This window comes from Mesorhizobium sp. M0833, assembly GCF_040319905.1.
Classification (GTDB): domain Bacteria; phylum Pseudomonadota; class Alphaproteobacteria; order Rhizobiales; family Rhizobiaceae; genus Mesorhizobium.
The window spans coordinates 1-19642 of record NZ_JAMYOQ010000005.1; the positions used below are offsets into that span (position 1 = coordinate 1).

A 19642-nucleotide genomic window follows, 5' to 3' on the forward strand; every position below is an offset into this window, starting at 1 on the left:
GAAACCCCAAACAAGGGGGCGGAGCTCACAAAGACGAGCGAAATCCCTGCGATCCCGCCCCATCCAAACATCCCCGGTTACTGCGCAACAGGCCCCCTTGGGGGGAGATTGGCCGTCACCACGATCATCGCCCGTGGCCCAGCCATCACGGCTTTATCGATGGGCCGGTATCCGCTAAGGGGCGGAGACGAATTCTCCGGACGCAAATATGACCGCCAAGACCAAATCGCCACCTCTCTTCCTCGGCATCGACACCGGCGGCACCTATACCGACGCGGTGCTGTGGTCGGAAGCCGGCGGCCCAAGCGGCAAGGTTCTGGCCAAGGCCAAGGCGCTGACGACGCGCCACGATCTCGCCGTCGGCATATCGGGCGCGGTCGATGCGGTGCTGCAAAAAGCCGGCACCGACCCGACTGCGATAAAACTGGTGTCGATGTCGACGACGCTTGCCACCAACGCGTTGGTCGAGGGCCAGGGCGGCCGGGTCGCACTGGTGATGATCGGCTTTGCCGAGGGCGACCTTGCCCGTGACGGGCTGAAGACGGCGCTCGGCACCGATCCCGTGGTGTTCTGCCCCGGCGGCCACGATGTGCACGGCAATGCGGCAAAGCTCGATCTGTCCGGGCTGGAGGCAGCTTTGCCGGAACTGGAAAAGTCGGTGTCCGGCTTTGCCGTCTGCGCCTATTTCGCTACCCGCAACCCGGCGCACGAGCTAAGCGCGCGTAACCTGATCCGCGACATAACCGGCCTGCCGGTCACCGCCAGCCACGAACTTTCGGCAAAGCTCGGCGGCCCGCGCCGGGCGCTGACGACCTTGCTCAACGCCAGGCTGATCTCGATGATCGACCGGCTGGTCGCGGCGACCGAAGGCTTTTTGGCCGCGCGCAACATCGCCGCCCCGCTGATGGTGGTGCGCGGCGACGGCGCTCTGGTCTCTGCCGCCTTTGCCCGCCAGCGGCCGATCGAGACGATCCTGTCCGGCCCGGCCGCCAGCCTCGTCGGCGCCCGCCACATGACCGGCCTTGACGATGCCGTGGTCTCCGACATCGGCGGCACCACCACCGACGTCGCCGTGCTCGACAAGGGCCGGCCGCGGCTCGATCCGGAAGGCGCCACCGTCGGCGGCTTCCGCACCATGGTCGAAGCCGTCGCCATGCGCACCTTTGGGCTGGGCGGCGATTCCGAAGTGGCGCTGGAGGACGGCGTGCTCAACCCGAAAATCCTGCTCGGGCCGCGCCGTCTGGTGCCGCTGGCACTGGCCGGCATGATGCATGGCAAGGCCGTCACGGCGGAGCTCGAACGCCAGCTGCGGACCCCCAACCCCGGCCGCATGGACGGACGCCTGGCGGTTCGGACCGGGGTGCCGGAGCGGCTCGCAGCCGGACTGACCGGTGCCGAAGCCAAGCTTTACGAACTGATCGGTGCCGTGCCGCAGGCTCTCGACAGATTGCTGACCTCGAATGCCCAGAACGCCACCTTGAACCGGCTGGTGTCGCGCGGGCTGGTGCATGTCGCCGGCTTCACGCCGTCGGATGCCGCGCATGTGCTGGGCAGGCAGGCCAATTGGGATGCGGCCGCGGCGCGTCTCGGCGCCGAGCTGTTCGCGCGCAGGCGCGACGGCCGCGGCCAGTTCATCGCCGCCTCGCCGGAGGCGATCTCGGAACGGGTGCTGACCGCGCTGACCCGCCTGTCGGCCGAAGTTATCCTCGAGACCGCCTTCGCCGAGGATGGGCTGGATGGTGCGGCGACCGTCGCCCATGCGCTGGTCCAGCGTGCCGTCGACGCCCATCCAGGCATCGCCCGCCTCAGCGTCGCGCTCGACCGTCCGGTCATCGGCCTCGGCGCCTCGGCGCCACTGCACTATGCCGGCCTAGCCGAGCTGGTCGGCAACGACTGCGTCGTGCCGGAGGATACCGATGTCGCCAACGCGCTCGGCGCCGTCGTCGGCCAGGTCCGGGTTTCGGCCGAGGCGCGGGTCAGTCAGCCCAAGGAAGGCCTGTTCCGCGTCGCCTCAGGTGAAAGCGTGCGCGATTTCAACGACGAAGCGGCGGCGATCGCCGCGGCGGAGAAAGATGTGCGCGCGATTGCCGCCGGGCGGGCGAAGGATGCCGGCACCGACAGCGCCGAGATCGAAATCGCCAGCGAGTTTCGCGTCTCGACCGTCGAGGGCCAGCGCATGTTCATCGAGGCGCATGTCGTCGCGGTGGCGTCGGGACGGCCAAGGATTGCGGTGTGAGCGCGTAATCTCCCCCCTCGAGGGGGAGATGTCGCCGAAGGCGACAGAGGGGGTCGCCTCGCATGAAGCGCGACTTCCTTCTGCCGCAGGAGGCCGAGCCCGGTCGAACCGACCCCCTCTGGCCGCTTCGCGCCCATCTCCCCCTCGAGGGGGGAGATCGGCAGCGAAAACGCCCTACCTTCACCTAAGCCGAATTGACCCTGCCACCCTGACATGTCAAAGGCCCGGCCTAGCCTTTCGTCTGGAGAAGCCCTGATGACCGATCGCGTCGAGATCGCCGGATTGCGGATTGCCCGCGAGCTTCATGATTTCGTCGTGAACGAGGCGCTGCCGGGCACCGGCATCGAGGCGGAGGCATTCTGGAACGGTTTTTCGGCCATCGTCCATGATCTCTCGCCAAAAAATCGGGAGCTGCTCGAAAAGCGCGACGCCATGCAGGACAAGCTCGACCGCTGGTACCGCGACAATGGCGCGCCCGTCGACATGGAGGCCTACAAGGCGTTCCTCCGCGAGATCGGCTATCTCCTTCCCGAGGGGCCGGCGTTCGGCGTGACCACCGAAAATGTCGACCCGGAAATCGCTTCGGTCGCCGGGCCGCAGCTGGTGGTGCCGGTGATGAACGCGCGTTATGCCCTGAACGCCGCCAATGCGCGCTGGGGCTCGCTGTACGATGCGCTCTACGGCACCGATGCCATTCCCGAGACGGACGGCGCCGAGCGAGGCAACAAATTCAATCCGGCGCGCGGCGCCAAGGTCGTGGCCTGGGTGAAGAGCTTCTTCGACGAGGCGGTGCCGCTCACCACAGGCAAATGGGCCGGCGTCAACGGGCTTTCGGTCGCCAACGGGATGTTGCGGCTCGGCGAGGGTGCCGGCGCCACCATGCTTGCCGACCTCAAGCAGTTTGCCGGCTATCGCGGCGATGCCGCCAATCCCGAAGCCGTCCTGCTGGTCAAGAACGGCCTGCACATCGAAATCGTCGTCGACCACAACAACCAGATCGGCCGCACCGATCCGGCGGGCATTGCCGATGTCGTGCTGGAATCAGCGCTGACCACCATTCAGGACTGCGAGGATTCGGTCGCCGCGGTGGATGCGCAGGACAAGGTGCTGGTCTACCGCAACTGGCTCGGCCTGATGAAGGGCGACTTGGCGGAAGAGATCACCAAGGCCGGCAAGAGCTTTGTCCGCAGGCTCAACCCCGACCGCACCTATACCGCGCCGGATGGCGGCACGCTGACCTTGCCAGGCCGCTCGCTGATGCTGGTCAGGAATGTCGGCCACCTCATGACCAATCCGGCGATATTAGACCGCGAAGGCAACGAGGTGCCGGAAGGCATCATGGATGCGGCGCTGACGGTGCTGATCGCGCTGCACGACATCGGCCCGAACGGGCGGCGCGCCAATTCTCGCGCGGGCTCCATGTACATCGTAAAGCCCAAGATGCACGGGCCGGAGGAAGTCGCCTTCGCCGTCGAGATTTTCGACCGCGTCGAAGCGCTGCTCGGCATGGCCAGGAACACCATCAAGATGGGCATCATGGACGAGGAGCGGCGCACCACCGTCAACCTCAAGGGGGCGATCCGTGCCGCCAGGGACCGCGTCGTCTTCATCAACACCGGCTTCCTCGACCGCACCGGCGACGAGATCCACACTTCGATGGAAGCCGGCCCGATGATCCGCAAGGGCGACATGAAGCAGGCCGCCTGGATTGCCGCCTACGAAGCCTGGAACGTCGATACCGGGCTGGAATGCGGGTTGGCCGGCCACGCCCAGATAGGCAAGGGCATGTGGGCGATGCCCGACCTGATGGCGGCAATGCTGGCCGAGAAGATCGCGCACCCCAAGGCCGGCGCCAACACCGCCTGGGTGCCGTCGCCCACGGCGGCAACCCTGCATGCCACGCACTACCACAAGGTCGACGTCCACGCCGTGCAGCAGGCTCTGACGAGCCGGCCCAAGGCCAGGCTCGACGACATCCTGTCGGTACCGGTGGCAAGGCTGCCGAACTGGTCTCAGGAAGATATCCAGAAGGAACTCGACAACAACGCACAAGGCATTCTGGGCTATGTCGTGCGCTGGATCGACCAGGGCGTCGGCTGCTCGAAAGTACCAGATATAAACGACGTCGGCCTGATGGAGGACCGCGCCACGCTGCGCATCTCCTCTCAGCACATCGCCAACTGGCTGCATCACCGCGTCTGCACGCCCGAGCAGGTCATGGAGACGATGAAGCGCATGGCGGCTATCGTCGATCGCCAGAACCAAGGCGATCCGCTCTACCGGCCGATGGGGCCGGAATTCGACAAGTCCATCGCGTTTCTTGCTGCCTGCGACCTGGTCTTCAAGGGCCGCGTCCAGCCCAACGGCTACACCGAGCCAGTGCTGCACGCGCGGCGGCTGGAACTGAAGGCGAAGCAAGGGCGTAGGATGAAACCTATAACAATCGGGCTATAAACGCTTGCGGATCGCCAAGCATTAAATGTTTTCACGATGCACTGTAGGGTGGAGGCTGGCCTTGACTGGCTATTACGATTTGCTCCGCAGATAGCGTGCGGGCGGATTTCGCGGGAGGGGGACGAATGAGCAAAAACAAGTCTGAACTAAATGTCGGGAAATTCTTGGTATCGATATTAGTTATTTGGGGGGCATTGCTGCTCAACTCGCTGCCGATCCAAGCTGCAGAAGAGGTGCCGTTAGCTGTTCCTCTTATAAAATTGGAATACCCGGGAAATCCACCCAATATCCGGATGTTGTATGTTAAGGTGCTGTCCCTCGGTAACCGAAAAATAAATCAACCACTCTTATTGGATACCGGATCCAGTGGCATGACGATCGACTGTGCTTCTGTGCTTCCGAGGAAGCTGTGTTCCGTCGAAGGTATAAAAATCAGGAAAGATCTGGAACTAGATGGGATAACCGTCACCACCCAAAAAGCCGTCATGAATTACGGAAGCTACGATGAGTACGGAAATGTTGCGTTGGCCCGAGTGACTTTCGGCTCTCGAGGCTCTTCCGTTTCCACCGTGGCATCAATCCCCTTCCTTGTTCGCTATAAGCAGGTCAGACGCACCACAGGTGAAATTGTCGGCGGCCGGCTCTGGCCAAAAGGGATTTTTGGCATTTCCCCTATTGGGGGTGGTGGACCAAATCAAATGCTGAAATCCCCAATGGATGCCGTGAGCCCCAGAAATGGCTTGCGAAAGGGGTATTATCTTTCTCCGATAGGAACCGATTGGAGAGCTTGCACGAACGAGGAGGCCAATTGCCCGGCAGTTAAGGCACTTCACATTGGGATATCGGACAGCGTGAAAAGCGGCTTCAATATGGATAAGTGGAAAACCGCTAGCGAGCGCTACAACTTCCCAACCATAGGTTCATGTATCCTATTGAAAGAAAAAACAACTTGCCGGCCGACGCTTTACGACACGGGAAACTCCACGATCGTAATAGCGGACAACCCGCCAAAAGATTCGGGCGGATCAATGGATGTCGGGACCAGAGTGGCGGTAAAAATCGCGATGCTGGGGGAGTGGAAGTTCGACACGTCATACGGATCCGAGTTGGAATTCTCTCCAACGATCGGCCACAACATCATTGGCATACGATATTTTGAAACGAATAGTTTACTAGTTGACCTCGAAGCGAAAGAGATCGGAATCCGCATCGGGAATTGACCAGAACTCTTCTTTGTATTCGGCCGTAGGACGGGACGCTCCTACGCCGCCTGCGCCATCCGCTCCGAACTCATGCGGTAGGAAATCGCTTCGGCCAGATGGATGCGGCCGACCGTCTCGCTGGCCTCGAGATCGGCCAGTGTCCGCGCCACCTTCAAGACGCGGTGGTAGGCTCGTGCGGAAAAGCCGAGCTTTTCGCTGGCATCCCTCAGCAGCGACAGGCCGGCGGCATCCGGCATGGCGATCTCCTCGATGACTGACGGCGAGCAATGCGCGTTGGTGGTGGCGGAGGTCGCGCCGAGCCGTTCGAAACGCTCACGCTGGATCGTACGGGCGCGGGCGACGCGTAGTGCCACAGCTGCGCTCTTCTCCGCCCGGTCCGGCCGGATCAGATCGCTGGCCGAGACCGCCGGCACCTCGATCCTGAGATCGATGCGATCGAGCAGCGGGCCGGAAATGCGGGCCTGGTAGTCGGTGCGGCAGCGGTCGCCGCGCAGGCAGCGATAGCCCGGCTCGCCGGCCATGCCGCAGCGGCACGGGTTCATCGCCGCGACCAGCTGGATGCGTGCCGGATAAGTGACGCGATGATTGGCGCGCGCGATCATGCAGTCGCCGGTCTCGAGCGGCTGGCGCAGCGCGTCGAGCGCCTGCGGCGAGAATTCGGGAAACTCGTCGAGGAACAGCACGCCGTGATGGGCGAGCGAGGCCTCGCCCGGCCGCACGCGCAACCCGCCACCGACCATCGCCGCCATCGAGGCCGAATGATGTGGCGCGCGGAACGGCCGCCGGTCGGTGAGTTTTCCTTCCCCGAGCTCGCCGGCCACCGAGGCGATCATCGAGACTTCGAGCAATTCCCTGGGCGCCAGCGGCGGCAGGATCGACGGCAGCCGCTGCGCCAGCATCGACTTTCCCGACCCCGGCGGTCCGACCATCAAAAGATTGTGGCCGCCGGCGGCCGCCACCTCCAGCGCCCGCTTGGCGGTCTCCTGGCCCTTGATGTCGGCAAGGTCGGGCAGGTCGCGTGCCGCGGCATGGATGCCGGCTTCCGGCCGTGACAGAATCTGCGTGCCGCGAAAATGATTGGCGATGGCAATCAGGCTGCGCGGCGCCAATATGTCGAAATCCTTGCCGGCCCAGGCCGCTTCCGGCCCGCAGGCGAACGGGCAGATCAGGCCCTTGCCTTCGGCATTGGCGCCGATTGCCGCCGGCAGCGCGCCGGCCACCGCGGCAATGGTTCCGTCGAGCGACAATTCGCCAAGCACGACATAGCCGGCGAGCATGTCGCCCGGAATGGCGCCGAGCGCAGCCATCAGCCCGAGCGCGATCGGCAAATCGTAGTGGCTGCCCTCCTTCGGCAGGTCGGCGGGTGCCAGATTGACGGTGACCTTCTTCGACGGCATCGACAGGCCGGATGCATGAAGTGCTGCCTGCACCCGCTCGCGGCTTTCGGCTACAGCCTTGTCGGCCAGCCCGACGATGTGCATGTTGACCTTGCCCGGCGCGAGCATCACCTGCACGTCGACCGGCACGGCCTCGATGCCTTGGAAAGCAACCGTGCGAACCCGCGCCACCATGTCTTCACCCCGGATGCAGGCTTTTGCCCCAAGCCTTTGCGATCATGCCGCGAACGGCGTCACCAGAGACAACCATAGATTTCCGGCGAAGGGCGATTATATATTTGACAAACCCAAAGGAATGAGCGATAACGATTCCAAGGAGTTATCGCCATGTCCGTTTTGTCCCGCCCCTACTTCCATAACGAAGCCGCCGCATTTGAGCATGTAGAGGGTATGCTGTGGCCGCAGGGCCCGGTCTGCCATCACTGCGGATCAATGGACAAGCACTACAAGCTGGCTGGCGTCCGCTCAAAGCCTTCCAAGAAGAACCCGCATGGCGTCGAGCGCCATGGCCTCTACAAGTGCGCCGCCTGCCGTGCGCAGTTCACAGTTCGCATGGGCACGATCTTTGAGGAAAGCCATTTGCCCCTGCACAAGTGGTTGCAGGCCATCCACCTCATGTGCTCGTCAAAGAAGGGCATTTCCTCGCACCAGCTCCACCGCGTTCTGGAATGCACCTACAAGACCGCGTGGTTCCTGTCGCACCGCATTCGCGAGGCCATGCGCTCGGATGACTTCACGCCCATGGGCGGCAACGGCAAGTTCGTTGAGGTCGATGAAACCTACATTGGCCGTCTCGCTGGCGTTCCGAAGCAGAGGACCGGCGCGGCCCACAAGAACACCGTTCTTACGCTTGTGGAGCGTGGCGGCATTGCCCGCTCATTCCATATCGACAGCGCTTCGGTTGCCCGCGTCCTGCCGATCGTCAACGCCAACATCCACAAGGAAAGCGTTTTCATGTCGGATGAGGCGCGCGTTTACGACAACATCGGTCCCGAGTTCGCAGCCCATGGCAAGATCAATCATGGTCGCGAGGAATACGTTCGCGGCATCGTCCACACGAACACCGTGGAAGGCTTCTATTCGATCTTCAAGCGCGGCATGAAAGGCGTTTATCAGCATTGCGCCGAGCATCATCTGCACCGCTATTTGGCAGAGTTCGATTTCCGCTATTCGAACCGTTCGGCCATGGGCATTGAAGACAACGTTCGTTCGCTCATCGCCTTGAAGGGCGCCAAGGGTAAGCGTCTGACCTATCGGAGACCTGTTGAAGTCTAAGCAGGATCACTATCGCAAGCCAGTGCAGCTAAAGCTGCCACTGTGGCGATATGAGCGCCGTCGAAAAAAGTGAGTCTGCTCAATGGGTTATGCCAAATGTCAGTAACCGTTTGATTCAGTTTGCTTTTTTCTCTCTTTCGGATTAGTATCTTTGTCGGCGGGGTACGCCGGAGTACCCTCGGGCGGTATCATAGATGCCGCAGTCGGACGGACGGTCGCCCACTGGATGGTGGCCTACAAGCCCCCGATGGCAACGAGGCCGGGACCCGCCGCTTTCATATGAAATAGCCGTAAAATCGAAACACCTTCTTTTGGGCGTCTGTGAGATTCAGCGACCAGTTTCGCCATGGTAGAAGCGTCACGCCAAAATTTGAATAGCCAAACTTGTTGGAGGCAATTCGGGGTTTCAGCGCCTCGGCATATTCTGTATTCCAGCGCTTGGTGCCGGCGTTCGCCGCTTGAAAGAAAGAGCTGGCCACTACATCCGCGATTTGGCAACCAGCGCTCTTATTGTGGTCTATAACCTCGATCAGTCGATGATCGAGGACCCGGAAGTCTGGCACTCTGGCCGTCTGATAAATACGGCCCGTTTCAGACTGCTTAGCCAGCAAATGAGTGTAGGTTTCAACGTGACGGTACGAGTGTCCGCCGCGCCGGGAGAACACTAACTTGACGTGCTTCGGCTCTCCGGTTTCCAAGATGGATCTAGCCGTGCACCACTCGCTTAGCCGTTCAAGCACAACGCGGATGCAATAATTATAGAACCAATTGTTCGGGTGCAGTGAAACCGCTTCGGCTTGCGGGTTGCGGTATTTCCGCATGTTCTTTTTATTGGAGACGACGACGAACATGCGGCAGTCTGAAGCCGCCAACGCATCGCATACCGGTTTCTTTTTGTGTTCGACAAGGTCACGAAAATGAAGGTCAGGGCTTTGCGTTGAGTAGATCGAGGCCTTAATTGAGCGAATGAGGCCAACCAGGTTTGGTTCATTGCTGGCGCGGACGACAGCGCAGCCCACGGAAAACCATTCACTGGCCCCGTTAGGGTCTATAGGTGCAACTGTCTTTATGCCCGGGTCCCCAGCCTCATCGAAATAGGCTATAAAGTAAGGCTCCGGTAAAACGTCCCCCGAGGTCATAAGACAATGCAATCTGCCAAAGCTGAAAAGAGTCAACGCGAAAAATTCGAGGAAGCCGCCCGCGAACTGGAAACTGACCAGTCAGAAGAAGCCTTTGACCGCGTGTTGAAGAAGGTGGTGAAGTCCACCCCGACGAGAGACGGCAAAGAGGGAGGCCTAAAGGGCAAGAATTCCAAGCACGACCGCGACGGCAATACCAAGAACGGTTAGCCCCGAGTTTAGGAGAAAGCGCCGAGTTTCTCTGATGCCGCCTCTTATTTTGTTATTCAGGTCGTCCCGGCTTGATTCCAGCAAATCGCAGTGGCTTTTCAGAGTGCGAAAGAGATCGCGGTGCCGCGTGTAGTCCGACTTTCTGTCATCGCCGTGCTCACGACTTTTCCGCAAATGTTCGACCGCCCCCTGCGCCTCAGTAAGAATGACAGGCCAGTTGGGTACGACTTCCGAAACAACGATGGTTTTGTAATCAGTCCGAAACGACCTGATTTCATCTAAGGCCATCAAAATACCGGCCTCTGCGGCCTCGTACGTCGCGCGCCTGCAATGGTTGACCGCCTTAATCATTTCTGTCGGAGCGGGGGAGGTACCGCCGCTCCGACAGGCATTGATGTAGTGGTACCCGGCATACCGGAGTTCATTGATCGCGGGAATGCCAGCAGCGCTTCTGAAGTGTTGAACTTCCTTGCACAGTTCATCCGCGATTTCATACTCTCGGACGAGGGTATGAAAATCCGGGACGGGAAGTTGATTGACGTCTAGTGGGACGACGTTAGGCGAACGTAGTTCTGGAGATTCGCTCATACTGCTCATCTAGGTCTTTGCGCGTGTAGAACTCACCCCACTGGAGCCGAATGTTGCCGTGGGAGTGGGCACCAACAATCTCGCGTTCAGACGAGCGGCGTCGCGCTTCGCGTTCCATAGGAAGCGAAGGGCCAGAAAATGCCAGAGCGATTTGCGTCAGGAATTTCACAATTGGTCTCTTTATGGCTGCTGCAGCATACACCGGACTGATTCGATGCATGTCAACCCCCTGTTGCCATCTGGATTGAAGCGGTACCCGAATCGAGACAACTAAGCAACCATTCTTCGCAATGAAACCACGCGGAGGTTAAAAGGTTCCGAATGGCGGGTTGTCCGCTCCCGCCATTCCCCTACGGCTGGGCAGCATGGGTCAAATGAATCTCTAGCTCTGAATCGTCCCTGTCGGACTGTGTCAGCGGCACAGCCGGATGCTGTCTCCGATCAAATGGCACTCCGGCGGCTGTAAAAGCATCTATTACGCTCCTGGCTTGCTCTGTCAGGGTTTTCCCAGTCCGCGTGGCTACGACGATGCCGCTAGGCGCTTGCAGATTTCCGCCGACCGCCTCCGCAGACAGAACCCCCCATCCCTTCTGTCTAAACAACTTCTCAAGCTGGCCTTCTAGCCGCACTGTATCGACGCTGCCCGTATCACGGCAGATAAAGACTTGACCCGGATGCATCGCGAGAATTGCCCCCATCTTGTCGATCTGATCCGGCAGCAAACGCCTAGGCTCAACTGCGGTCAAACGCCGCTCTAGGGCGTCCATGCTCTTCTGAGCTTCGCCAGGTGTTGCGCCGCCGAGCTTGGCTTCGTAGTCCGCCTCTTTCGCCTTGCTGAGCCGAAGTTCGCTTTCGAGATTTGTAAGGCGAAGCGAATAGGCGCGGCTCGTCGCAAGCCAAACTAGACCGCCAACCAGTATCAGCCCAATGATGAACGTCGCCGGGGCGTCAGCGATCACCGCCCGCTCCTTGGAGAAATACGCAACGATCGCGAGCAATTGTTCCATGCACGATCCATATCAGAGCGTCCTTGCTTCGTCACCGGGTTTGTCAAATATATAATCGCCCGGCGAAGGCAAGAACATTTGGGGAACGGGTGAACGCAACGGCTGCAATGGTTTGCAACGCGGCCGCTCGCGAAGCGAGGCTAGTTGCGCTTCCCCTCCACCGCATTCCAGAACAGGCTGGCGATGTCGGCGCCGCCGAAGCGCTGCACTTCGCGTATGCCGGTCGGTGAGGTCACGTTGATCTCGGTCATGTAGTCGCCGATGACGTCGATGCCGACAAGGATGAAGCCGCGCTCCTTCAGCGAGGGGCCGATGCGGGCGCAGATCTCGCGTTCGCGTTCCGTCAGCTCGGTCTTTTCGGCGCGGCCGCCGACATGCATGTTGGAGCGCGAATCGTGCTCGGCCGGCACGCGGTTGATGGCGCCGACAGGCTCGCCGTCGATCAGGATGATGCGCTTGTCGCCAGCCCGCACCTCCTTGAGGTAGCGCTGAACGATGTAGGGTTCGCGGAACATCTGGCCGAACATTTCGAGCAGCGAGGCGAGGTTGCGGTCGGCCTCATGCAAGTGGAAAATGCCGGCGCCGCCATTGCCGTAGAGCGGCTTGACGATGATGTCGCCGAACTCCTTGCGGAAGGCGGCGACCTCGAGCGGATCCTTGGTGATCAGCGTATCCGGCATCAGGTCGGGAAATTCGGTGACGAAGATCTTTTCCGGGCTGTTGCGCACCCAGGCCGGGTCGTTGACCACCAGCGTCTTCGGATGGATGCGCTCGAGGATATGCGTGGTGGTGATGTAGTTCATGTCGAAGGGCGGATCCTGCCGCAAAAGGATGACGTCCATCTCCGAAAGGTCAGTGCGGACTTCTTCGCCCAGCGAATAATGGTTGCCCTTCTCGTCGCGGACCTGCATCGCCTCGATACGGGCAAACACCTTGCCGTCGCGCAGCGACAGCCGGTCGGGCGTGTAGTGGAACAACTGGTGCCCGCGCCGCTGCGCTTCCAGCGACAGCGCAAACGACGTATCGCCGGCAATCGACACGGTGGAGATGTGGTCCATCTGGACGGCGACTTTCAGGGGCATGGGTGCTCTCCGGCGCACTTGGAGCGACGTGCGTCCACCTGGACGCACATACGCTCCAACATTCTTGAATCCATGCATCGTGCTTTCCGAAAATCGATTCCGATTTTTCGGGCCGATGCATCGACGACAGCGATATAAGGAAATCGGCGGCCTCTGCCAATCGGCCAAGGTCATGATGAGGCTGCGCTTCGCTTGGCGCAGACCCCAATGCGATGTGCCTTCAGCGGTCGAAGACCAGCTTGGAATAGCCGAGGAATGACAGCGCCATGGCAACCAGCGAGGCGACCGCAAGAGCTATGAGCGGCGGCACCATCGGCAGCGCGAACAGCATGGCGCAATAGACGAAATAATTGACGAGGCTGGTGGCAATGCCGACGCCGCCATAGCGTGCGCCCTCTTGCGCGACGCCGCGGCTGGAAGGCGAGAAGGTCAGATGGCGGTTGATCAGCCAGGTGACGGACAGGGCAAAACCGATCGAGATGATGCGAGCCGCGAAGGGGCCAAGCGGCGCTATCGTCAACACCAGCCAAAGCGCCGCCGCGTCGGCGACGAAGCCGATGCTGCCGGCGACAATGAAGCGGGCGAGGCGTCCCATTTAGGGCCCTAAGCCGCCCGCGGGGTCTTGCACGGTGCGGTCTTCAAAGTCGCGAGCGCACTTGCGCGTTCGCGTTCGACGCGGCCGGAAGGCATCGACAGATAGAAGATACGCTTCTGCTCGGCCCGGCCGCGCGACACCGAATCGAGGATTACCCCGGTCACCGCCGCCAGCATCGACAGCAGCAGCAGCCCGACCGACAGCACCCACGTCGGCATGCGCGGCACAAGCCCGGTTTCGGCGAACTCGATCAGCACCGGCGCCATCAGAAACAGGCTTGATGCCAGGAAGAACACCGAAAAAGCGCCGAAGAAACGCAGCGGCTGCGTCTCCTTCATCAGCATGACGAACATCCACAGGATCTTCGCGCCGTCGCGAAAGGTCGACAGCTTCGACGAGGAGCCTTCCGGCCGTCGGCCATAGTCGAGCCCGATCTCGCTGACCGGCAGTTTGAGTTGTGAGGCGTGCACCGACATTTCCGTCTCGATCTCGAAGCCGCCGGAAACCGCGGGAAAGCTCTTGACGAAGCGCCGAGTGAAGGCGCGGTAGCCGGAGAAGATATCGGTGAAGTCGGAGCCGAACAGCCGCTTGTAGAGGCTGTTGAAGATGCGGTTGCCGAAGGCATGACCGGTCCTGCCGCCATCGTCGGTGACGCCGCGCCGGGTGCCCACCACCATGTCGGAGCGCTCGGTCAGCAGCGTGTTGATCAGTTGCGGCGCATCCTCCGGCGTATAGGTGCCGTCGCCGTCGGCCATCAGGTAGATGTCGGCCTCGATGTCGGCGAACATGCGGCGCACGACATTGCCTTTGCCCTGGCGCGGCTCGCGTACCACGATGGCGCCGGCGGCGCGGGCTCGGAGCGCCGTCAGGTCGCGCGAATTGTTGTCGTAGACATAGATCGCGGCGGCAGGCAGCGTTTCGCGAAAGCGCCGCACCACTTCGCCGATCGTCAGCTCCTCATTGTAGCAAGGCAGCAGCACGGCGATGCTCGGCTCATGGCGCACGTCTTGTGGCATTTTCGTCTCCGGATGCCCTGAGGCCCCTGACCGCTCAAACGCTGGCCTCGCTCGGGCGGCTTTACTATTTATTGAAGCTGTTAAGGCTAGGTTTAAACCGCCCCGTATTCCTTCCAAAGGTCCTGATATGAGCACAGCCGACGATGGCGCCTCCATTTGGAGGTCCGATATCGCGCTGGCGCTGCTTGCCACGGTGCTGGCACTTGCCGTCAATGCCTTTGCCGGCTTCCCGGTACTGACCAATGCCGGCGGCGACAACGACAATCTGCTGCGCCTCGTCGAAGTTCGCGACATGCTCGCCGGCCAAAGCTGGTTCGATCTCCACCAGTACAGGATGGGCCTGCAAGGCGGCTTCGTCATGCACTGGTCGCGCCTGGTCGATGCGCCGATCGCCGCCATCATCATCGCCGTATCGGCCCTGACCGGCAGCGCGGCGCTTGCCGAGAATGTCGCGCAAGTGCTGTGGCCGGCGCTGCTCTTCTGCCTGACCGTATTTTTCACGGCTCGCGCCGCACGCAGCTTTGCCGGGTACAGCGCTGTGCTGCCGGCTGTCATCGTCGGCGCCGCCGCACTGCATTTCCTCGGCATTTTTTCGCCTGGCGCGCTCGATCACCACAATATCCAGCTGATGCTGAGCATGGCCAGCCTGAGCTTGTTGCTTGAAGCGCCATTGCGCAAGGCGGCGGCATTGTTCTCCGGCCTATGCGCCGGGCTGATGCTGGCCATCGGTATGGAAACCGCGCCCTACGTTGCCACCATCGGCGCGTATGTCGCCATGCTGTTTGCCCTCGACGCCAATGGCGAGAGGTCGATCGCCAGGGATTTCGGCCTCGGCTTTGCCGGCATCTCCGCCCTCGTTTTTGTCGTCACCATTCCGTGGTCCGCCTGGGGTCAGGCGCAATGCGACGCCTTCTCGGCCGTGCAGTTCGTCGTCGCAGCGATTGCCGGAACCGGCCTTGCAACCATAGCGTCGATCGAGCCGGCCGGCCGCACGCGCCAACGGCGCATCGCCTCACTTGGCCTGCTCGCCATGCTATTGGGCGCTGTCGTCGTCTTGTTGTTCCCACAATGCCTGGCAGCGCCCTACGCCAACCTCGATCCGCGCCTCAAGGAGCTGTGGCTTGATCACATCGACGAGGCGCAGTCGCTGTTCAAGCTGCTCGCTGAAGATCCGGCCGGGGTGGTGGCGCGCTATGCCACGCCGCTCATTGCGCTCGTGCTGATGGCGCTTCGCCTTGGCCGCGGTGGCTGGCGGCGGCAGGACAGCCTTGTCGGCGCGCTGCTTGTCGTGGCCTTCATCGTCAGCGCCTGGCAGGTACGCGGTTCGACATTCTCGATCGCCTTCGCCGTCATTCCGCTTGCCGCCTGGATTGCCAAATGGCGTCAACGGGCCGAGGCCAGCGCGTCGCGCGGTGTGGCGCTGCGCATGGCTGCCGTCTGGCTGGTTTCGGTGAATGCGGTCTGGACTGGGGCTGCCGCGGCGACCTCGGTAGCCTTCGACCACAGCAACACCACGGCGGATAATGGCGACGGCACCGACGTCGCTTGCCACCGCATGGCCTCCTTTGCGGCGCTTGGCCGCCTGCCCGGCACCACCGTGCTGGCAATTTCCAATCTCGGATCGCCTATCCTGGCCTATTCCGGACATCGCGTCTTCGCCGGGCCTTATCATCGCAATATCGCCGGCAACCTGCTGGCGCTCGATGCCTTCCTTGGGTCCGATGCCGATGCCAGGACGGTCGTGGCGGATCATAACGTCGGCCTCGTCGCGCTGTGCCCCGGCAGCGCCGAAAGCAAGCTCCTCGCAGCCAAGGCGCCGACGGGCTTTCTTGCCGGGCTGATGCGCGGCAGCGTGCCGGAATGGCTTGAGCCGGTTGCCGGGACCAGCGGAGCCGCCGTCGAATTGTACCGCGTCCGGCTGGGCGGCTGATCGATCGGCGGCGCGTGCGGCCTTTTGTCGGACATAAGTCGCGTCAATCCACTCTTTCGCCCTTGCCCGCCCGACACGGCTGGATAGGATGCGCGCCGGCCGACCGAGATCATTGGACCGGGAGAGAATTTCATGATGCCATCGGCACGCTTTGCCGACCTCGAAGGCGCTTCGGTGCTGATCACCGGCGGCGGCTCCGGCATTGGTGCTGCCTTGACCGAAGGTTTTGTCCGCCAGGGGGCAAAGGTCGCCTTCATTGATATCGCCGACCGTCCGAGCCTGGCGCTGGCCGATCGGTTAGACAAGGAGCTCGGCCGGCGGCCGTTCTATCTCAAGACCGACATACGCGACATCGAGGCATTGCGGGTATCAATCGCCAAAGCCGCCGAGGCGCATGGCGACGTGACCGTGCTGGTCAACAATGCCGCTCAGGATGACCGTCATGCCGTCGAAGACGTCACGGTCGAGTTCTGGGACAACAACCATGCCATCAACCTGCGCCCGCATTTCTTCAGCGCACAGGCGGTGGCGCCGGGCATGAAGCGGGCCGGTGGCGGCTCGATAATCAATTTCACCTCGACCTCGTTTCTCATCAACCATCCCGATATGCCGGCCTATACCGCCGCCAAGGCCGGCATCGTCGGCCTCACCAAGGGTCTCGCCGGCAAGCTCGGTGCCGACGGCATTCGCGTCAACGCGATCGCGCCCGGCTGGGTAATCACCGAGCGGCAGAGAAAGCTCTGGGTCACCGAACAGGCGCTCGCCGCCCACGTCGCCAAGCAGTGCATCAAGCGTGTGATGCAGCCGGACGACATTGTCGGCACCGTGCTGTTCCTGGCGTCGGATGCTTCACGCATGCTGACCGCGCAGATGCTGATCGTCGACGGGGGTTTCCTGTGATCTCACCGAGCAAGGCAGCTTCCGTCGCAGCCGTCGACTGGGGCACCACCCGCATGAGGGTATGGCTGCTCGACGGCACCGGCGACGTTCTCGCCGAGCGGCGCGGCGATGACGGACTGATCACCGCTCAGGCTAAAGGGTTTTCGTCCATTCTCGAAGGGCATCTGGCCGCCATGGGCGCACCCGAAAACCTGCCGGTCATCATTTGCGGCATGGCCGGCTCGCGCCAGGGCTGGCTGGAGGCGCCCTATGTCAGCGTTCCCACGCCGATCGGCGCTATCCTGGCCGAAGCTGCCCGCATCCCCGACCAGCGCCGCGATATCCGCATCGTGCCCGGCCTTGCCCAACGCCTCGCCGATGCACCTGACGTCATGCGCGGTGAGGAAACGCAGCTTGCCGGAGCCGGTTTGCCGGCAAAGAGACGTCACCTCGTCTGCATGCCCGGCACCCATTCGAAATGGGTGCTGGTCGAGGACGGCTCCGTTGCCGGGTTCGGCACCTGGCCGACCGGCGAGCTGTTTTCGGTGCTGGCCGCGCACTCGATCCTGCGCCATTCGCTGGGCGAGCCGCCGCAGCCGGTTGCCGCCGAAAGTCCGTTTTTTCGGGACTGGTGCCTGAAGGCGTTGGCCGAAGGCGGTGACGTCGTTTCAAGTTTGTTCTCGATCCGCGCTGCTAGCCTGTTGCAGGACCTGAAGCCCGAAGATGCCGCCGCCTGCCTGTCCGGCCTGCTGATCGGCGGCGAGATCGCTTCGGCAAATCGCCGTTATGGAGCAAGCGCTGTGCCCGTCGTGCTGATCGCGTCGGGCGCACTCGGCACGCTCTATGCCGAGGCGCTCGGCCTTGCCGGGCTCGCTTTCAGGGCGGTCGACGCCGACGAGGCGGTGCGTGCCGGCCTTGCCGAAGCCGCGCGCGAAAATGGCATGATCGCCAAAAATGGAGTTGCCGCATGACCGAGACCGCACCTTTTCCAAAGCTCGAGCGGGGTCTGGTCGCGATCCTGCGCGGCCTGAAGCCAGGCGAGGCGGTGGCGATCGGCCAGACCATCTTCGGCGCCGGCATCGAAGCGATCGAGGTGCCGCTCAACTCGCCCGAGCCCTTTGCCTCCATCGCCAGCATTGTCGAAGCGCTTCCTCCAACAGCGCTGGTCGGCGCCGGCACGGTGCGCACCGCCGCCGATGTCGACGGTCTGCACAAGGCCGGCGGGCGGCTGCTGGTCAGCCCCAATATCGATGCCGAGGTCATGGGCCGTGCCAAGCAGTACGGCATGGTGACGATGCCCGGCGTGTTCACGCCAACCGAGGCATTCCAGGCAATCCGGCTCGGCGCCTCGGCCCTGAAATTCTTCCCGGCAAGCGTGCTTGGCGCGGCAGGCATTTCGGCGATGCGCGCGGTGCTGCCGGCCAGTGTGCTGATCGGCGCCGTCGGCGGCATTTCGGACAAGGATTTTGCCGGCTACAAGGCAGCCGGCGTCAGCGTCTTCGGTCTTGGCTCCAGCCTGTTCAAGCCGGGCATGAGCGTCGACGAAGTGGCAGCACGGGCGAAAGCCGCAGTTCAGGCTTGGGACGCGGCGTTTGGAGTGGCATGATGAGCGAGACCATCGTTTCGGTTTTTTCCGACCACGTCTGCCAACTCGGCGAGGGACCAAGCTATGACCCCGCCACCGAGACGCTCTACTGGTTCGACATTGTCAACGGCCAGCTCCTGGAAAAGCGTCTGTCCGGCGGTGCGGTCAAGATCCACGAGCTCCACCAGATGGCCAGTGCGATTGCCGTCATCGACGACCGGCGTCAGCTGATCGCCACCGAGACCGGCCTGCATGTCCGCGACGTCGCGACCGGGAAGCTGACGCTGCACACGCCGATCGAGGCCGATAATACGGTCACCCGCTCGAACGATTCGCGCGTTCATCCTTGCGGCGCCCTCTGGGTCGGCACAATGGGCAAGGGCGAGGAGAAGGCCGCCGGTTCGATCTACTGGTTCTTCAAGGGCGAGCTGCGCCGGCTCTATGCGGATATCACGGTGCCCAATTCTATCTGCTTTTCCGAGGATGGGTCGATCGCCTATTACACCGATACCAGCACCGGCCTGTTGATGCGCGTCGGCTGCGATCCGGCGACGGGCCTGCCGGTTGGCGAACCGAAGGTCTTCGTCGACCACCGTTCGGCCAAGGGCTATATCGATGGTTCGGTGCTCGACCGCGACGGCATATTGTGGAACGCCTGCTGGGGCGGCAGCGTCGTCGAAGCCTATGGGCCCGACGGCAAGCTTGTCCGTTCGGTGGCGATGCCGGTCACGCAACCGTCCTGTCCGGCTTTTGTCGGCGGGAATGCCGACCGGCTCGCGGTCACCTCCGCCTGGTCGGGCAAGAGCGAGAAGCAGCGCCTGCTCGACCCGCAAGCCGGCATGACGTTTATGCTCGACATTCCGGTCAATGGTCGCTTCGAGCCGCGCGTGCTGATCGCCTGAGGACAGTTGCTGTCGTGCAGGCGTCCGGCTGACGCCGATTCCGCGAAGGCCGAATGCGCTCGCCGTGCGATGCTAGAACGGTTCATCGTTTCGCGGGAACGCTGAACCGCTCTATCTCTTTGTT

Annotated in this window: 17 protein-coding genes; 10 read left to right on the forward strand and 7 right to left on the reverse strand. The window is 62.2% G+C overall.

Annotated elements, in window-relative coordinates:
* Positions 1-208 precede the first annotated feature (208 nt).
* The 3 genes from NKH98_RS07480 (at position 209) to NKH98_RS07490 (ending at position 5910) form a co-directional block, all read left to right on the forward strand.
* On the forward strand, positions 209-2236 hold the full coding sequence (locus tag NKH98_RS07480; RefSeq protein WP_352897451.1) for a hydantoinase/oxoprolinase N-terminal domain-containing protein: 2028 nt from the start codon (positions 209-211) through the stop codon (positions 2234-2236).
* A 255-nt stretch (positions 2237-2491) separates the two neighbouring features.
* Positions 2492-4690, forward strand: coding sequence for a malate synthase G (locus tag NKH98_RS07485; RefSeq protein ID WP_352897453.1), 2199 nt, complete (start codon positions 2492-2494; stop codon positions 4688-4690).
* A gap of 125 nt (positions 4691-4815) precedes the next feature.
* A complete protein-coding gene (locus NKH98_RS07490; RefSeq protein ID WP_352897455.1) occupies positions 4816-5910 on the forward strand; it encodes a hypothetical protein in 1095 nt (364 codons plus the stop codon).
* A 41-nt stretch (positions 5911-5951) separates the two neighbouring features.
* Here the strand turns inward: NKH98_RS07490 and NKH98_RS07495 are convergent, their stop codons facing one another.
* Positions 5952-7484 (reverse strand): YifB family Mg chelatase-like AAA ATPase, encoded by a 1533-nt coding sequence (locus tag NKH98_RS07495; RefSeq protein WP_352897457.1) that lies wholly within the window; start codon positions 7482-7484, stop codon positions 5952-5954.
* Positions 7485-7637: 153 nt separating this feature from the next.
* On the opposite strand from NKH98_RS07495, the gene NKH98_RS07500 reads away from it, so the two are divergent.
* On the forward strand, positions 7638-8585 hold the full coding sequence (locus NKH98_RS07500) for an IS1595 family transposase (protein ID WP_352897459.1): 948 nt from the start codon (positions 7638-7640) through the stop codon (positions 8583-8585).
* A 275-nt stretch (positions 8586-8860) separates the two neighbouring features.
* On the opposite strand, the gene NKH98_RS07505 is transcribed toward NKH98_RS07500, so the two are convergent.
* A complete protein-coding gene (locus NKH98_RS07505) occupies positions 8861-9724 on the reverse strand; it encodes a DUF3800 domain-containing protein (protein ID WP_352897461.1) in 864 nt (287 codons plus the stop codon).
* Between the two features lie 6 nt (positions 9725-9730).
* Here NKH98_RS07505 and NKH98_RS07510 point away from each other — a divergent pair, with 6 nt between their 5' ends.
* Positions 9731-9934: a DNA-binding protein gene (locus NKH98_RS07510; protein ID WP_352897463.1), complete on the forward strand. Its 204-nt coding sequence runs from the start codon at positions 9731-9733 to the stop codon at positions 9932-9934.
* On the opposite strand, the gene NKH98_RS07515 is transcribed toward NKH98_RS07510, so the two are convergent.
* The 5 genes from NKH98_RS07515 to NKH98_RS07535 all read right to left on the reverse strand — a co-directional run bounded on the left by NKH98_RS07515 (position 9881) and on the right by NKH98_RS07535 (position 14222).
* The gene (locus tag NKH98_RS07515) at positions 9881-10522 is read right to left on the reverse strand and encodes a hypothetical protein (protein WP_352897465.1); all 642 of its coding nucleotides are present in this window, start codon (positions 10520-10522) and stop codon (positions 9881-9883) included. The genes NKH98_RS07510 and NKH98_RS07515 overlap by 54 nt on opposite strands.
* Before the next feature lie 350 nt (positions 10523-10872).
* The gene (locus tag NKH98_RS07520; protein WP_352897466.1) at positions 10873-11529 is read right to left on the reverse strand and encodes a hypothetical protein; all 657 of its coding nucleotides are present in this window, start codon (positions 11527-11529) and stop codon (positions 10873-10875) included.
* Between the two features lie 140 nt (positions 11530-11669).
* Entirely contained in the window at positions 11670-12611 is a 942-nt protein-coding gene (gene gshB / locus NKH98_RS07525; protein ID WP_352897468.1) for a glutathione synthase, read from the reverse strand.
* Between the two features lie 220 nt (positions 12612-12831).
* On the reverse strand, positions 12832-13206 hold the full coding sequence (locus NKH98_RS07530) for a GtrA family protein (protein ID WP_352897470.1): 375 nt from the start codon (positions 13204-13206) through the stop codon (positions 12832-12834).
* A gap of 8 nt (positions 13207-13214) precedes the next feature.
* On the reverse strand, positions 13215-14222 hold the full coding sequence (locus NKH98_RS07535) for a glycosyltransferase (RefSeq protein ID WP_352897472.1): 1008 nt from the start codon (positions 14220-14222) through the stop codon (positions 13215-13217).
* Between the two features lie 127 nt (positions 14223-14349).
* Between NKH98_RS07535 and NKH98_RS07540 the strand changes: the two genes are divergently transcribed.
* From NKH98_RS07540 to NKH98_RS07560, 5 genes are all read left to right on the forward strand, one after another.
* Entirely contained in the window at positions 14350-16152 is a 1803-nt protein-coding gene (locus tag NKH98_RS07540; protein ID WP_352897473.1) for a GtrA family protein, read from the forward strand.
* 132 nt (positions 16153-16284) lie between these two features.
* A complete protein-coding gene (locus NKH98_RS07545; protein ID WP_352701103.1) occupies positions 16285-17052 on the forward strand; it encodes an SDR family NAD(P)-dependent oxidoreductase in 768 nt (255 codons plus the stop codon).
* The gene (locus NKH98_RS07550; RefSeq protein WP_352897688.1) at positions 17052-18002 is read left to right on the forward strand and encodes a 2-dehydro-3-deoxygalactonokinase; all 951 of its coding nucleotides are present in this window, start codon (positions 17052-17054) and stop codon (positions 18000-18002) included. Before NKH98_RS07545 ends, NKH98_RS07550 begins: the two co-directional genes overlap by 1 nt.
* On the forward strand, positions 17999-18637 hold the full coding sequence (locus NKH98_RS07555; protein WP_352897475.1) for a 2-dehydro-3-deoxy-6-phosphogalactonate aldolase: 639 nt from the start codon (positions 17999-18001) through the stop codon (positions 18635-18637). Before NKH98_RS07550 ends, NKH98_RS07555 begins: the two co-directional genes overlap by 4 nt.
* Positions 18637-19518 (forward strand): SMP-30/gluconolactonase/LRE family protein, encoded by an 882-nt coding sequence (locus tag NKH98_RS07560; protein ID WP_352897690.1) that lies wholly within the window; start codon positions 18637-18639, stop codon positions 19516-19518. Before NKH98_RS07555 ends, NKH98_RS07560 begins: the two co-directional genes overlap by 1 nt.
* Positions 19519-19642: the final 124 nt, after the last annotated feature.

Coding starts and splice junctions, on each gene's coding strand:
- NKH98_RS07480 (WP_352897451.1), top strand. CDS start 209: ATGACCGCCAAGACCAAATCGCCACCTCTCTTCCTCGGCATCGACACC.
- NKH98_RS07485 (WP_352897453.1), top strand. CDS start 2,492: ATGACCGATCGCGTCGAGATCGCCGGATTGCGGATTGCCCGCGAGCTT.
- NKH98_RS07490 (WP_352897455.1), top strand. CDS start 4,816: ATGAGCAAAAACAAGTCTGAACTAAATGTCGGGAAATTCTTGGTATCG.
- NKH98_RS07495 (WP_352897457.1), bottom strand. CDS start 7,484: ATGGTGGCGCGGGTTCGCACGGTTGCTTTCCAAGGCATCGAGGCCGTG.
- NKH98_RS07500 (WP_352897459.1), top strand. CDS start 7,638: ATGTCCGTTTTGTCCCGCCCCTACTTCCATAACGAAGCCGCCGCATTT.
- NKH98_RS07505 (WP_352897461.1), bottom strand. CDS start 9,724: ATGACCTCGGGGGACGTTTTACCGGAGCCTTACTTTATAGCCTATTTC.
- NKH98_RS07510 (WP_352897463.1), top strand. CDS start 9,731: ATGCAATCTGCCAAAGCTGAAAAGAGTCAACGCGAAAAATTCGAGGAA.
- NKH98_RS07515 (WP_352897465.1), bottom strand. CDS start 10,522: ATGAGCGAATCTCCAGAACTACGTTCGCCTAACGTCGTCCCACTAGAC.
- NKH98_RS07520 (WP_352897466.1), bottom strand. CDS start 11,529: ATGGAACAATTGCTCGCGATCGTTGCGTATTTCTCCAAGGAGCGGGCG.
- gshB (WP_352897468.1), bottom strand. CDS start 12,611: ATGCCCCTGAAAGTCGCCGTCCAGATGGACCACATCTCCACCGTGTCG.
- NKH98_RS07530 (WP_352897470.1), bottom strand. CDS start 13,206: ATGGGACGCCTCGCCCGCTTCATTGTCGCCGGCAGCATCGGCTTCGTC.
- NKH98_RS07535 (WP_352897472.1), bottom strand. CDS start 14,222: ATGCCACAAGACGTGCGCCATGAGCCGAGCATCGCCGTGCTGCTGCCT.
- NKH98_RS07540 (WP_352897473.1), top strand. CDS start 14,350: ATGAGCACAGCCGACGATGGCGCCTCCATTTGGAGGTCCGATATCGCG.
- NKH98_RS07545 (WP_352701103.1), top strand. CDS start 16,285: ATGATGCCATCGGCACGCTTTGCCGACCTCGAAGGCGCTTCGGTGCTG.
- NKH98_RS07555 (WP_352897475.1), top strand. CDS start 17,999: ATGACCGAGACCGCACCTTTTCCAAAGCTCGAGCGGGGTCTGGTCGCG.
- NKH98_RS07560 (WP_352897690.1), top strand. CDS start 18,637: ATGAGCGAGACCATCGTTTCGGTTTTTTCCGACCACGTCTGCCAACTC.